The organism is Ensifer sp. PDNC004 (genome assembly GCF_016919405.1).
Taxonomy (GTDB): domain Bacteria; phylum Pseudomonadota; class Alphaproteobacteria; order Rhizobiales; family Rhizobiaceae; genus Ensifer.
In genome coordinates, this window is record NZ_CP070353.1 from 3,312,501 (window position 1) to 3,326,695 (window position 14,195).

Genomic DNA, 14,195 nt, shown 5'->3' on the forward strand with positions numbered 1-14,195 from the left:
TAAGAGTGCCCTTCTGGTGTTCATGTTGGATTGGTGTTGCCTGACCGCGCATCACCGGACAGATCTCGAGAAGCTGGTCTTAAGATATGGCGCAAGTGAACCGCTCGGCGTGGTTCCAATAAAGCGACCGTATCGAACACGTCGATGGCATCTCAGAAGGATTGGGTTGTAAAAGGTAACCCTATCTGCCGCGTCCCTTCGGGACGGCGGCTAATGGATGAGCATTGGCAATGAGAACGATCAAGTGTCAAAAGGGCATTTGGTGGATGCCTTGGCATGCACAGGCGATGAAGGACGTGATACGCTGCGATAAGCCGTGGGGAGCTGCGAATAAGCTTTGATCCATGGATCTCCGAATGGGGGAACCCACCTTAAATGCTTGGAAAATTTAAGTCGTGCGCAAGTACGGCTTAGGTTTCCAAGTATTGTTTAAAGGTATCTTATCCTGAATACATAGGGGTAAGAAGCGAACGCAGGGAACTGAAACATCTAAGTACCTGCAGGAAAGGACATCAACCGAGACTCCGCAAGTAGTGGCGAGCGAACGCGGACCAGGCCAGTGGCAATGAGGAATAAAGTGGAACGACATGGAAAGGTCGGCCGTAGAGGGTGATAGCCCCTTACACGTAGAACACTCATTGTCCTTGAGTAAGGCGGGACACGTGAAATCCTGTCTGAACATGGGGAGACCACTCTCCAAGCCTAAGTACTCGTGCATGACCGATAGCGAACAAGTACCGTGAGGGAAAGGTGAAAAGCACCCCGACAAGGGGAGTGAAATAGAACCTGAAACCGGATGCCTACAAACAGTTGGAGCCCGCAAGGGTGACAGCGTACCTTTTGTATAATGGGTCAACGACTTAGTGTGACGAGCAAGCTTAAGCCGATAGGTGAAGGCGCAGCGAAAGCGAGTCTGAACAGGGCGTTCAGTTCGTCGCATTAGACCCGAAACCGAGTGATCTAGCCATGAGCAGGTTGAAGGTTGGGTAACACCAACTGGAGGACCGAACCCGCATCTGTTGCAATAGATTGGGATGACTTGTGGTTAGGGGTGAAAGGCCAATCAAACTCGGAAATAGCTGGTTCTCCGCGAAATCTATTTAGGTAGAGCGTCGACCGAATACCCTCGGGGGTAGAGCACTGGATGGGCTATGGGGACTCACCGTCTTACTGATCCTAACCAAACTCCGAATACCGAGGAGTACTAGTCGGCAGACACACGGCGGGTGCTAACGTCCGTCGTGAAAAGGGCAACAACCCTGACCTCCAGCTAAGGTCCCCAAGTCATGGCTAAGTGGGAAAGGATGTGAGGATCCCAAAACAACCAGGATGTTGGCTTAGAAGCAGCCATCATTTAAAGAAAGCGTAACAGCTCACTGGTCTAAATAAGGGTCTTTGCGCCGAAAATGTAACGGGGCTAAAGCCATGCACCGAAGCTGAGGATACGTCGCAAGACGTGTGGTAGCGGAGCGTTCCGTAAGCCTGTGAAGGGATACCCGTGAGGGGTCCTGGAGGTATCGGAAGTGCGAATGTTGACATGAGTAACGATAAAGAGGGTGAGAGACCCTCTCGCCGAAAGACCAAGGGTTCCTGCTTAAAGTTAATCTGAGCAGGGTTAGCCGGCCCCTAAGACGAGGCGGACACGCGTAGTCGATGGGAACCACGTTAATATTCGTGGGCCTGGTGGTAGTGACGGATTGCTTAACTTGTTCAGACTTATTGGATTGTCTGGGCGGGGACGCGGTTCCAGGAAATAGCTCCACCGTATAGACCGTACCCGAAACCGACACAGGTGGTCAGGTAGAGTATACCAAGGCGCTTGAGAGAACTATGCTGAAGGAACTCGGCAAATTGCACGCGTAACTTCGGAAGAAGCGTGACCCTTTTTGACGCAAGTCAGATGGGGTGGCACAGACCAGGGGGTAGCGACTGTTTATCAAAAACACAGGGCTCTGCGAAGTCGCAAGACGACGTATAGGGTCTGACGCCTGCCCGGTGCTGGAAGGTTAAGAGGAGGGGTGCAAGCTCTGAATCGAAGCCCCAGTAAACGGCGGCCGTAACTATAACGGTCCTAAGGTAGCGAAATTCCTTGTCGGGTAAGTTCCGACCTGCACGAATGGCGTAACGACTTCCCCGCTGTCTCCAGCATAGACTCAGTGAAATTGAATTCCCCGTGAAGATGCGGGGTTCCTGCGGTCAGACGGAAAGACCCCGTGCACCTTTACTATAGCTTTACACTGGCATTCGTGTCGGCATGTGTAGGATAGGTGGTAGGCTTTGAAGCAGGGACGCCAGTTCTTGTGGAGCCATCCTTGAAATACCACCCTTATCGTCATGGATGTCTAACCGCGGTCCGTTATCCGGATCCGGGACAGTGTATGGTGGGTAGTTTGACTGGGGCGGTCGCCTCCGAAAGAGTAACGGAGGCGCGCGATGGTGGGCTCAGACCGGTCGGAAATCGGTCGTCGAGTGCAATGGCATAAGCCCGCCTGACTGCGAGACTGACAAGTCGAGCAGAGACGAAAGTCGGTCATAGTGATCCGGTGGTCCCGCGTGGAAGGGCCATCGCTCAACGGATAAAAGGTACGCCGGGGATAACAGGCTGATGACCCCCAAGAGTCCATATCGACGGGGTTGTTTGGCACCTCGATGTCGGCTCATCGCATCCTGGGGCTGGAGCAGGTCCCAAGGGTTTGGCTGTTCGCCAATTAAAGCGGTACGTGAGCTGGGTTCAGAACGTCGTGAGACAGTTCGGTCCCTATCTGCCGTGGGTGTAGGAATATTGACAGGATCTGTCCCTAGTACGAGAGGACCGGGATGGACATATCTCTGGTGGACCTGTTGTCCTGCCAAGGGCATAGCAGGGTAGCTATATATGGAATGGATAACCGCTGAAGGCATCTAAGCGGGAAACCAACCTGAAAACGAGTATTCCCTTGAGAACCGTGGAAGACGACCACGTTGATAGGCTGGGTGTGGAAGTGCGGCAACGCATGAAGCTTACCAGTACTAATCGTTCGATTGGCTTGATCGTTCCCATTGCTTGTGTTCATCACAAGGCGATTGCAAAGCATTCGCCGAGATGAACGACGTGTTCAAAACAAAACGAGTTCGCTTAAACCCGAACTCACCAGCTTCTCATCCGGTTTGAGCCCGCAAGCTCAAATCTTGCGCTTTGCCGACCTGGTGGTTCTGGCGGGGTGGCTGCACCCGTTCCCATTCCGAACACGGCCGTGAAACGCCCCAGCGCCGATGGTACTTCGTCTTAAGACGCGGGAGAGTAGGTCGCTGCCAGGTCTGCAAAACGCAAGATAAAACGCCGGAAATCTTCTCGACACACTCTTCGGCCCTGCCGAAACACAAGGGCCGCCAACAAGCGGCCTTTTTGCGTAAGTAAGATCAGACAAACCAACGGGATTTTGCGCACGCAAAACCCGGACCGGTTAAACGGGATTTTGCCTTCGGCAAAACCCGCAATGAGCGGATAAATCCCAAAGGGATTTACCGCGATGGCGCGGGGTGGAGCAGCCCGGTAGCTCGTCAGGCTCATAACCTGAAGGCCGCAGGTTCAAATCCTGCCCCCGCAACCAAATCATAAAAGCCCCCTGCAGAAATGCCAGGGGGCTTTTTGCGTTTAGACCGCAGGGGAAAGACCCAGACGGGCGCAAGCGGACAGAGCAGGCAAGGGCCAAAGAACCGAGCACACCGCTAAACCTGAGGGGGGAGGGCACCCCAACGCGGTGGGAGAGCGGCCCTTCAATTCTCAACGGCTGGGAGGGAGCTTCGTCGACGGCCGGCCCGATCGAGCCGTGCAAATACCGGGTCTCGCTCGATGTGCCGTTGATCCTCGATTGAAGGGAGGAGCGTGCCGGCCCAAGTGGTCGAGTGTTGCCTGACGCCGCCCGATCGGGCGGCGCTGCCGTTCATGTGGAGTGGTAGTCCCGGTCAATCGTCGACGACGGACCATTTGTCGTCGGGATCGAAGCGGTCGATGAAGGGCACGATCGCTTCCGTGCTCGGCCCGAGGTCGCGCTCGTAGATGATGCCCTGCTGGTTGACGACGAAGGTCTTCACCCCCGTCTCCGCATAGGTGACCGGCCAGGCGATCAGCGCAAAGCCGCCGATCATATTGCCGTTGATGACATAGTCGTAGCGGCCGCCGGCGATGTTGTCGCCCTGCGAGGTCAGGATGCGGAAGCGGTAGCCGAAATAGCCTTCGCCGGCTTTTGCCTTTTCCAAGGCTGCCTCGTTGATCGAGTCTCCGACGGGGCTTTCGCCGTCGCCCTGATCGGCAGGCCAATAGAGCCCGTCGGTCTGGCCGGGCGTGCTGATCAGCTTCTGGGCATATTCGAGGACACCATCGGAATCGCGATCCTCGGAAGCGTATTCCTTCTGGGCATCGACATAGGCTTCGACGGTGTCGATCGCCTGGAGCTCGTTCTCGCCGACGTGTCGGTTGACGATTTCTTCCAGGCCGACATAGGTATCGAAGGCCCATTTGCCGTCGTCGCCCTTGGTGAGCGGGAACGGCAGCGGCCAGAGCCGGTCGCCAATCTGAAGGATCTTGCGGCCCTCCAGATCCCGAACGACGACATTGCGGGCCGCGCCTTCGCGAATGAGGGCAAAGGTGTCCTTGACGCCCTCGCTGTCTTTCAGTTTCTCGGCATTCAGCCCCAGCAGTTTCGCCAGGCCATCGAAGTCATTTGCGGCGAGTTTCGCCTTGAATTCCTCGACGGCTTTGTCCGGATCGTCGAAGGCCGGTGGATCTTCCGCGGCGGCATAGGCATCCAGCCCACCCACCATCTGGTCCGCCGGCGGCTGATCAGCCGGCGGTTGATCTCCAGCAGGCTGATCTCCTGCAGCTTGATTGCGTGCGGGTTTGTCGGCCGGCGGCTTGTCCTGCGAATAGGCGGAGCCGATCGGGGTTGCTACCAGAACCAGCGCCATCGCTGATCCCAGGAGAAGGGAATTGAAGAGTTTTGTCATGGTCGTTCTCCTGTGATCCGGTCAACGCCTACGGCCGCCGCCGCCGCCCCGTCCGCCGCCACCGCGGTGCATTTGCGGCCTGCCGCCGCCGCGGCTCATCTGCGGCCGCCCACCGCCACGCTGGCCACCGCCCAAGCTCTGGCCGCCGCGGCGTGATGAGGCCACCTCGCGCCGTCCGGAATTGACGTTGCCAAGACCCGACGGCTTTTGCCGGTTCTGCGCCTTGGCGGCCATCTTCTTCTTTCCGGAGGGACGGTTGACCTGCGAAGGCTTGTTGCCACCGGCGCGGTTGATGTTCTGCCGCCCATCGCCGGGCCGCGCCTTGGCGATCGCCTGACCGCCACCGCCGCCGCCTGGGCGTGCGGCCGGTCTTTGCTGTGCCTTCAGTCCGTCGAGCGTGCTCTTGCGCACATCCCTGATCTGGCCGGCACCACCGCCCCCGGGCCGCGCGTTCGGCCGGTCGCGATTGATCTCGGCGGCGCGGTTGCGCAGGTTGTTGTTACCGTTCGCCTTGAGATTGTTCTTGATGTTGGTCCGGTCGAGCTGCTGTATCTGGTTACGGTCGAATTTGATCTTACTGCGATCGACATTCTTCCAATCGACGTCGTTCCATTTGACCTTGCCGTTGATGTTGTTGAAGCAGGTGTTGCAGTCGACATCGATGTCGCCGCCGTTCCAGCGGCCGCCCCAGACACCCCAATCATCCCAGTCGACGATCGCGGCGAAGGCCGCACCAGTCACCGCGCCGGCGAAGAAGGCCGCACCCGGATACCAGTAGGCGGGGTAGGGCTCGTCATAGTAGCCGATCGGCGCCGGCGCATAGTTCGGCTCGTAGAGCATCTCCGGCGGATACTGCGGCACGTAGATCGTTTCCGGGTTGGCCGCCTGGATGACGACGTTGTCGCCCTCCTGGACCACCTTCACCTTGTCATCGGACTTGATGATGTTCTTGGCGACCGCCTCGTCACGCAATTGCTGGATGGCGATCAGCACATCCTTCTGCTGGTCGGCGATGGCGTCGCCGAAGGACTGTGTCCATTCGAGATCTTCGCTCATCATCTTGACGATCTGCGGATAGTTCAGCAGCGAAATGACGCTGCCGTCCCAGTCCTCCTTCGGCTTCATGTCGGGCTTCTTCTGACGGGCCTCAAGGAAGCGTTCGGCCTCGACGATCTGCAACGGATAGAGTGCCGCTGCAGAAATGAGTGCCACCAATTCGTCCGGATAAAGCGCGATGCGCGCCACCAGAACCTCGAGCTCGTCATCGCTGAGCGGCTCGGGTGCCGTTTGTTGTTCCTGGGCAGTCGGCGCGGCCGCCGTCTGCTGGGCGAGAACCGTTGTGACGGGTGTTGTTATCAAAAACGCTATTGCGCTGCCGAGCGCGATGATCGTCTTTTTGATCATCTATCCAGCCTCCCTCGTGTATCGGGCGGTGGCGCGGGCGCTTGTACTGGCGCGCGGGACAGCCCCCTGTCGACGCTTCTTGTCTTGCAATTTCAAGCTGATCGGGCCGCGATCGCTGACCACGGTCGTTATCAGTCACTGGAATCTCTAGAGGAGGCCGGCGGATCGGGAAGCCCGGCAGGCGTATTCTACGGTATGTTACTGCCCCACGGTTGCCGTGAGAGTGCCATCCACGTGACGGTAGAACCCTTGCAGTGCGCCGGGGAGCACAAGGCTGCGGGCGTCGGCGGTTTCGCGTGGAGGGGAAGGGGCTAGCATGGACGAGGATCCTTCCCGATCGAATGTGATCCGCAACGGAACGAACGGGTCGCCTTCCATCGAGGCGAAGATCACGGATATCGCCCGGATCGGCATCGTCGGGCTTCTGGCCTACTGGTCCCTGACGCTGATCGCGCCCTTCGCGATCATCCTGATATGGGCGGCAATCCTCGCTGTGGCGCTCTTTCCGGCCTATGCCCGGCTTGGGCGCCTGCTCGGTTCGCGGCGCCTTTCCTCTTTCCTGATAACGCTGATATGTCTCGCCGTCATCGTTGCGCCACTGACTGCGATCGCCGTCAGTTTTGCCGAGGGGCTGCAGGCGCTGCTTGCCCGGCTTGCCGACGGTTCGCTGATCGTGCCGGTCCCGCCGGAATACGTCCGCACGTGGCCTGTCGTCGGCGAGCGCATTCATGCGGCCTGGAGCATGGCGTCGGGCAATATCGAAGCACTGCTGAGCAAGATCGAACCGGCGCTGATGCAGGCCGGGACCAAGGTTCTCGGCAAGGTCGCGAGCGTCGGCGCCGAGGTCTTGAGTTTCGTGGTCTCGGTGTTGATCGCAGGTTTCCTATTCGGTTCGGCGGAGCGGCTGGCGGAAATGGCGCAGCGCTTTGCCGGCAGGATCGGCGGCCAGCGCGGCATCGGTTTCCTCAAGCTTTCGACCGCGACGATCCGCAACGTGGCGCGCGGCGTCATCGGCGTGGCGCTGCTACAGGCCTTTCTGTGCGGGCTGGTGCTCAGCCTGTTCGACGTGCCGGCACCCGGCGCAATCGCCTTCGTCGTGCTCGTGCTCTGCATCATCCAGATCGGCCCGGCGCTGGTGCTACTGCCCGTCATGATCTGGGCCTGGTTCACCATGGATTTCGGTCCGGCGCTGTTGCTGACGATCCTGTTGATCCCGCTTTTCGTCATCGACAACGTGATGAAGCCGATCCTGGTGGCACGCGGGCTGTCAACACCGACGCTGGTGATCCTGCTCGGGGTGCTCGGTGGCACGCTGTCCTACGGCCTGATCGGTCTTTTCCTCGGGCCGATCGTGCTGAGTGTCGCGCATGATCTGCTGATGGTTTGGGCGCGCTCGGATGCTGAGCCTGAGAAAGCGGCTGAACCCGCCGTTCGCGACGGCGAGCTTGAACCCGGCAATATCTGATCAGCGTATGGCGCTCGCGGTCCCTGCCTGTTGATACTCCGCCTCGGGTACGGAGACGCCGGCGGCGCGCAAGCCGTCGAACAGGCGGTGCTGATCCTCAGGCCGGTGCAATTGAGCGGCAATCGTCTGCCCGAGGTCACCGAGGAAGCCTGGGGCGTGGGCCTCGAACCACTTTCGCTCCTCCCGTGCCTGATCCGACTTGCCGAGCTTGCCGAGAATCGCAAGCAGGAGCAACCGGTCGGCCGGGCTGGCGTGCGGACTGGCAAGCCGCGCCCAGCGCTCGGCGGCGACATAGTCGCCCGCGAAGTAGGCGCAGCTTGCCAGCGCCCCCTCGAAAGCGCCTGTCTGGCCGAGATTGCGTTCCGTCGCGTCCGACAGGAGCTTGCAGCCCGCATCCCACTGTCCCGACTGCGCGAGCCGGAGGCCGTATGCGCCGGCAAGCTCGCTGTCGTTGGGATTGATGGCAAGCGCACGGGCGCCGACGGCGAGGGCGGCATCGACCTCGCCGCGAGCGAAAAGGACGAGCATCTGCGCTTCGAGGGCGCGAACGTCGACGGGGGCGAGATCGACGGCGCGCGCCGCCGCTTCGCCAGCCTGTTCCAGCAATCCTGGCGAGGCCGCGGGGTCGGCGCGATCGCGCAGGGCATCGACATAGCTCATGGACAGAAGCGCCCAGGCGGTCGCATAGGTCGGGAATTGCCGGGTCGCGCGCTGCAGGCAGTCTTCGGCGGCGCGGCGGGATTGCGGATCGGCGTCGCCGCGATGATCGTAGTAGGTGAGGGTGCAGGCATAGGGCTTCCAACCTTCAGGAACCGGGTGCCTGAGTTCGGCCGCGCTTGCCTGAAAGACGGCGCCGTAGGGCTCTGCCACCGCGCTCGATACCGCCGCCGCGGTCCTTGCCTGCTGATCTATGACTTCGCCGGACTGCAGTCGTTCGTCATAGGTGTTTGCCCAGACGATCGCCCCGTCGGATCGCTGGACAAGCTTCACGACCAGCCGCAACCGTTCGCCCTCGAGCCTTACGCGTCCCTCGAGCGCATAGGCGTGATCGTCCGGTGTCTGCAGTCGGTCGTTGCCGGTAACCGGCACGATCTCCTTGAACTTGGCAAGGTTGCTGACGACTTCGTCCGTCAATCCCTGCGCCATCATCGCCGATTGCCGGGTTCTTGAGAGATCCTCGAAAGGCGTGACGATCACCTTCGGGATATTGGGCCGATTGGTCGTGGTGCTTTCGTCACCGAAAAGCAGCAAGCCGGCCGATAGGCCGGCGACCCCACACACAAGCGCCGCAGCGCCAAGCAGGACGCGGCGGCGCTCATGCCAGCCGACCGGCACTGCTTCGGACGGTGGCGTTCCGCTTTCCATAAATGGTGCCGGCTGTTTTTCGGCCCGCCTTTCGAAGGTCGGCACATAGGCGCCCTTCGGCATGCGGATGACGATCGGGTCGCTGCGTCCGGCGACGAGGTAATAGCGTTCGAGCGCCCGTCGAATGCGGCCCGCCTCGATCCGAACGGCAGGATCCGTTTGCGGGTCGAAGGAGGAAGTCCGGCCGAAAACCTCTGTCGCAATGGAATAGGCCTTGATGCGGTCGCCGCGCCCGGCGAGCGTTTCCGCGATGACATAGGCCAGGAATTTACGGTCGCGGTCCGGAGCGTCGAATTCGGCGCTCAGGCGAATGCGCTCAAGCTGTGCCAGAACTTCCGCGCGGCTCGGCGGAGATATGGTCGGTTCGACGCCGACGTCCTGCTGGTCCCCGATGGCCATCACGCGCCTCCATGGTCACAATGTGAGATTGTATCCGGCGGCAGTGTATTCTCCCGTATCCTACGCACCGGTTCGGTCGGAGCGCAACATTTATTCGCGTACCGCGCTTCACGTTCCCTGCCGAGGCTGCGCGGGCGTGCGCTGGCGATGCCGAGGAAGCGGCGCGCGGCCGCGCTATCCCTCGCCGAGGTCATGACCCGCGCTGGACGGGAAAGGCGGCGGCCCGCATCCCCGGTCCGCCGATGCCGGCTTGCCGTACGTCGAGCGCCGATCGTGGCAAATGAAGTCGAAGAGGCTTCTAGGTCCGGACGCCGTTTCGAAGCGGGATGCGTGGTTTGTCGGTGGGCGCGCGGAACATTTCCGCAGGCGCCGGGCGTCCGACGTGGAAACCCTGCACGTGGTCGATCCGGAAGCGGCGCATCAGGGCCAGTTGCTCGTCGGTCTCCACGCCCTCGATCAGGATCTTGTGGCCGCGGTTGCGCACGAGCCCGATGATGTCCTGCAGCATCGCGCGGCCCTTCGGGGTGGCGCAATCGTGCAGGAACGACCGGTCAACCTTCACCGTGTCGAAATCGATCAGGCGCAGCCAGGAGAGGCCGGCGAAACCGGTTCCGAAATCGTCCAGCCAGATGCGGATGCCGAGCGTTTCCAGGTCGCTGATGCAGCGCAGGATGCCCGAATGCATCTCCATCTCGAGCCCTTCGGTGATCTCGAAGGCGAGGCGGCTGCCGGCAACCCCGGTCTCGCCGAGGATCGCTGCGACCGAGGTCGCAAAGCCCGGCGTCTTCAGCTGGATCGGCGAAACGTTGACGCTGACGAGCGGGATGTGGTTGTCGACCAGAAGCTCGCGGCAGACGGTCTTTATCGCCCAGCGGCCGAGATCGAGAATGGCGCCGGTCCGTTCGGCAACCGGGATGAAGAGGCTCGGCGGCACCGACGTGCCGTCCAGCATCGTCAGGCGCATCAGGGCCTCGACCGCATCGACCTCGCCGGTCGTCACGTTCGTGATCGGCTGGTAGACGAGGGATACCAGGTTCTGGTCGACTGCGATCTTCAGCAGCGCTGCGATGTTCTCGCTCTCGTCGCTGCTCTGCGGATCGTTCGGATCGAACAGCTTCGAGCAGTTTCGCCCGCTCGCCTTGGCGGCGTAAAGCGCGCGGTCGGCCTCGTGGATGATCTTTTCTAGCTTGGCTCCGGTGTGGTTGCGGGTGAAGGCGGCGCCGACGCTGACAGTGACGATGGACACGCCGTCGCGGCGCTGCTCGTGGGTCAGCCCCATGTTCTCAACCGTGCGGCAGATGACCTCCGCAAGCTCGGCCGCCTGCTCACGCGTATCCAGGCGGGCAAGGACGATGAACTCCTCGCCGCCGTAGCGGCCGATCGAGCCGTGATAGTCCCTGATCGCCTCGCCGAGTGCATTGGCCACGAGAATGAGGCAGCGGTCGCCCTCCTGGTGGCCGTAGCAGTCGTTGTATTTCTTGAAGAAATCGACGTCGATCAGCATGGCGGTGAAGTTCTTGCCGAGCTTCTGCCAATCGTTCCAGTAGTCGCGCAACTGCTGGTCGATGGCGCGGCGGTTGTCGAGACCGGTCAGCGGATCGGTGTTGGACAGCCGCAGAAGCGCCATGCCGCGCTCGGAAGCCTCGTTCTGCTGGATCTTCGCCTCGAAGGCGTTGAGGAAAACCTTGTAGCGCTCGCGGTTGAGCTTCCAGTTCACATAGGAGGTGAAGACGAAGCAGGAGACGTAGAACGTCCCGAAGGCGATCAGGTAGGCCGGATCGTGTTCGGAGAAGAACGACAGCGCGATGAAAAACGTCACCAATACGATGCTGGAGGCGACCACCGAGAGGCGGAACCGTAGGCTGAAGAAGAGATTGGCGCCCATCATGAAGATGGCGCCGAAGATCATGTAATAGGACATGCTGTTCGTATCGGCCGTCATCATCGCCGGGACGAGCCAGCCGATGTAGCCGAAGACGAGGGCTGCGGCGCAGGTGGCGTCGAGCCACTTGGTCTGGGCCTTCAGCCGGAACAGGATCTCGAAGGTCAGCAGCGAGCCGATGCCGACAAAGAGGCGCGAGACGATCGTGTATAAGGCGACGTCGGGGACGAGCAGAATGTCGGGGATGAAGAAAAGCAGGTAGACGACGACGGCAATCCACAGCCCCTGCCGGGTCGAGGCGCGCCGGCCAGCCTCGCCCTCCATGCGATAGAGGGTCTGAAGCTCAGCCAGGTGCGGCCTGTGCGGCTGCTTGTGTAGGTCGATGTCAACTACGTCGGCCAACGTGTGCTTCATGCACTGATCCATCGAGTTGCGTCACGGTCAACGGAAATCTGTCGTCGCTTTTCCATCAATGGACGTTGTTTCGGACACTCCCTGCGTGTTCACCGCGACCCATCTGCAACAAGGGCGGGAAACGCTGCGAGGCATGATAGGAGGTGTCCATTAAGTTTTGTTAAATTAATGGGTCAGGGCATCTGCGAATCGGTATCACCCAAAGAGGTGAGCTCCGAGTATTTACCTTATTATATACAAAAACTTGCATTCCGAGCCGTTATGCGCGCATCTTCGCGATTATTGTTAACAAAGCTTTAACGGATGGTCTCGCGTGCGCCAATTTCAGACTGTTTTCGACGGTCAGAGCCTCATTACTCCCAAGGCAATGGCTGATGAGTTCGTTTCGCCCCGCGGCGAACGACATGACGAACAGCTCTCGACCGCCAAGGCCGAGCTCGCATTGATTCTCAGGGTCGCTCAGGAACAATTCATTCAAGGGACGGATGCGTCGAAAATTATCGACCGGCTCGCTGCCTCCCTCCACCAGACCCGTGCCAAATACCACCCGAGCGTGTGGCAGGAGCTAATCCCGATTGCCCAGGATCACCCGGTTTCGGAGTACTTCCTGCAGGATCCGTTCACCCGGTGGTCGTTCGACAAGCCCAGGGGCTATTCGGGTGACGCGCAGTTGCTCGACTTCATCTACGGCCATGCGAGCGTTGCCGGTGAAATCGAGCGGGCGTCCCCGGTCGGTCGGGCGCTCTATGACTACACGAAGGACGCTTCGTCCTCGGTGGCGGTGCGCGAGCGCCGCGATATCCTCACGCGCCACGTCGACGAGATCGCGGCGAGCCGGGGTTCCGAGGCGGAGATCCTGACGATTGCCGCCGGTCATCTGCGGGAAGCCAATCGCTCGAAGGCACTCGAGGAAGGCCGGATCAAGCGCTGGGTGGCGCTCGATCAGGATCCGCTCAGTGTCGGATCGATCAGCCGCGATTTCTCCGGCACGGCGATCGAAGCGGTCGACGGGTCCGTTCGCAGCCTGCTCGGTCGCGACCAGAAGCTCGGCACGTTCGACTTCATCTATGCCGCCGGTCTCTACGACTATCTGGCCGACAAGGTGGCCATCAAGCTGACCCATCGCTGCCTGCAGATGCTGAAGCCGAACGGCGTCTTCCTGTTTGCCAACTTCGCCCAGGACATCGGCGTCGACGGTTACATGGAGAGCTTCATGAACTGGGCCTTGCTGCTGCGTTCCGAAGCGGACATGTGGAACATCATCCACAAGAGTGCCGGGAAATCCGCGATCGATGGACGCGTCTTCTTCGGTGCCAACCGCAACATCGTCTACGGCGTCATCCAGAAGCATTCCTGAGAAAACTTCGACGAACGGCCTCGGCTTCAAGCCGAGGCCAGCCGGAAACAAGAGACCGCGGCGTGCCGAAGGGCTGCCGCGGTCTCGCATTTTTCACGCGCTCAGTCTTGCGCGCGCAGAAAACGGCTCAGCAGGCGGCGTAGCAACGCGCTTTCCTCCTTCGGCTTGAAGCCGGGATCGACCGCGACCCTGCTGAAGATGCCGTCGATGATCGCGGCGATCCAGCGGGCAGCGCCCTCGGCGTCGAGGCTCCTGTCGATCTGGTTTCGGCTGGCGGCCTTGCGCAGGAGCGCCACGAGCGCCGACTGGAGTTCCGCGTCGTTTGTCGTTGCGAGCGTCCCGATGCGCTCGTCACGCATCGCTTCGGCGGCGATTTCGAGCGCGAGGCTCGAATAGGCAGGATCGCCCGCCAGTTCGAGAACGCTATCCATGAAGCCCAGCAATGCGGCGAACAGGTCCTCCTCTTCACCCAGCTTTCGGAAAATCTCCGCCGTTTCTTGACGTTCTTCTTCCACGATCGCCGCGATGATGGTGTGCTTGGTCGGAAAATAATGGAAAAGATTTCCCGGGCTCATGCCTGCCTCGGCGCAGATCTCGGCCGTCGACGTGCCGTGAAAACCCTTGCGCGAAAAGCAGGCGATTGCCGCATCGAGAATCAGCCGACGCCTGGCCGCATGTTTTTCGGGGTCGATCTTGCGCATCGCCGGTCTCCTTGCATGCCGTTCAATTATTAGATCAGGCGCTCTAATTTCGGTGGGCAGTCGATCGGTGTCAAGGCCGGGCGCTTGCACGATCTCCGCCATCTTCCCGCAATGCTCGTATGTGATCTGCCTTACAATTGTCGCGTTTGATGAATTCAATTATTAGATTGAATGATCTAATAAATTATCGACGCCTTTTGCCCGACCCGGGATCCGGTACTG

The 14,195-nt window shown here is 60.3% G+C and carries 7 protein-coding genes, 1 tRNA gene and 2 rRNA genes; 5 read left to right on the forward strand and 5 right to left on the reverse strand.

Annotation, left to right across the window (positions count from 1 at the left end):
- The first annotated feature begins 238 nt into the window (after positions 1-238).
- The 3 genes from JVX98_RS24260 (at position 239) to JVX98_RS24270 (ending at position 3,590) form a co-directional block, all read left to right on the forward strand.
- Positions 239-3,034, forward strand: a 23S ribosomal RNA gene (locus JVX98_RS24260).
- Positions 3,035-3,182: 148 nt separating this feature from the next.
- Positions 3,183-3,297 (forward strand): 5S ribosomal RNA (gene rrf, locus JVX98_RS24265).
- 216 nt (positions 3,298-3,513) lie between these two features.
- A tRNA-Met gene (locus JVX98_RS24270) sits at positions 3,514-3,590 on the forward strand.
- A 355-nt stretch (positions 3,591-3,945) separates the two neighbouring features.
- Here JVX98_RS24270 and JVX98_RS24275 read toward each other — a convergent pair.
- Both JVX98_RS24275 and JVX98_RS24280 read right to left on the reverse strand, forming a co-directional pair.
- Entirely contained in the window at positions 3,946-4,986 is a 1,041-nt protein-coding gene (locus JVX98_RS24275) for a DUF2950 family protein (RefSeq protein WP_246764944.1), read from the reverse strand.
- 21 nt (positions 4,987-5,007) lie between these two features.
- A complete protein-coding gene (locus tag JVX98_RS24280; protein ID WP_205237636.1) occupies positions 5,008-6,390 on the reverse strand; it encodes a DUF3300 domain-containing protein in 1,383 nt (460 codons plus the stop codon).
- A gap of 316 nt (positions 6,391-6,706) precedes the next feature.
- On the opposite strand from JVX98_RS24280, the gene JVX98_RS24285 reads away from it, so the two are divergent.
- On the forward strand, positions 6,707-7,855 hold the full coding sequence (locus tag JVX98_RS24285) for an AI-2E family transporter (protein WP_192450872.1): 1,149 nt from the start codon (positions 6,707-6,709) through the stop codon (positions 7,853-7,855).
- Here JVX98_RS24285 and JVX98_RS24290 read toward each other — a convergent pair whose 3' ends face one another.
- Both JVX98_RS24290 and JVX98_RS24295 read right to left on the reverse strand, forming a co-directional pair.
- On the reverse strand, positions 7,856-9,619 hold the full coding sequence (locus tag JVX98_RS24290) for a hypothetical protein (RefSeq protein ID WP_205237637.1): 1,764 nt from the start codon (positions 9,617-9,619) through the stop codon (positions 7,856-7,858). It abuts the gene before it with no gap.
- A gap of 298 nt (positions 9,620-9,917) precedes the next feature.
- On the reverse strand, positions 9,918-11,915 hold the full coding sequence (locus JVX98_RS24295; protein WP_205237639.1) for a bifunctional diguanylate cyclase/phosphodiesterase: 1,998 nt from the start codon (positions 11,913-11,915) through the stop codon (positions 9,918-9,920).
- Between the two features lie 313 nt (positions 11,916-12,228).
- Here JVX98_RS24295 and JVX98_RS24300 point away from each other — a divergent pair, with 313 nt between their 5' ends.
- A complete protein-coding gene (locus tag JVX98_RS24300; protein ID WP_205237640.1) occupies positions 12,229-13,272 on the forward strand; it encodes a class I SAM-dependent methyltransferase in 1,044 nt (347 codons plus the stop codon).
- Between the two features lie 101 nt (positions 13,273-13,373).
- Here the strand turns inward: JVX98_RS24300 and JVX98_RS24305 are convergent, their stop codons facing one another.
- The gene (locus JVX98_RS24305) at positions 13,374-14,075 is read right to left on the reverse strand and encodes a TetR/AcrR family transcriptional regulator (RefSeq protein WP_246764945.1); all 702 of its coding nucleotides are present in this window, start codon (positions 14,073-14,075) and stop codon (positions 13,374-13,376) included.
- Positions 14,076-14,195 lie beyond the last annotated feature (120 nt).

Bases quoted from the DNA above. Each gene is read 5' to 3' on its own strand.
- JVX98_RS24290 (WP_205237637.1), bottom strand. From the start codon at position 9,619: ATGGCCATCGGGGACCAGCAGGACGTCGGCGTCGAACCGACCATATCT.
- JVX98_RS24275 (WP_246764944.1), bottom strand. From the start codon at position 4,986: ATGACAAAACTCTTCAATTCCCTTCTCCTGGGATCAGCGATGGCGCTG.
- JVX98_RS24295 (WP_205237639.1), bottom strand. From the start codon at position 11,915: ATGAAGCACACGTTGGCCGACGTAGTTGACATCGACCTACACAAGCAG.
- JVX98_RS24285 (WP_192450872.1), top strand. From the start codon at position 6,707: ATGGACGAGGATCCTTCCCGATCGAATGTGATCCGCAACGGAACGAAC.
- JVX98_RS24305 (WP_246764945.1), bottom strand. From the start codon at position 14,075: ATGGCGGAGATCGTGCAAGCGCCCGGCCTTGACACCGATCGACTGCCC.
- JVX98_RS24280 (WP_205237636.1), bottom strand. From the start codon at position 6,390: ATGATCAAAAAGACGATCATCGCGCTCGGCAGCGCAATAGCGTTTTTG.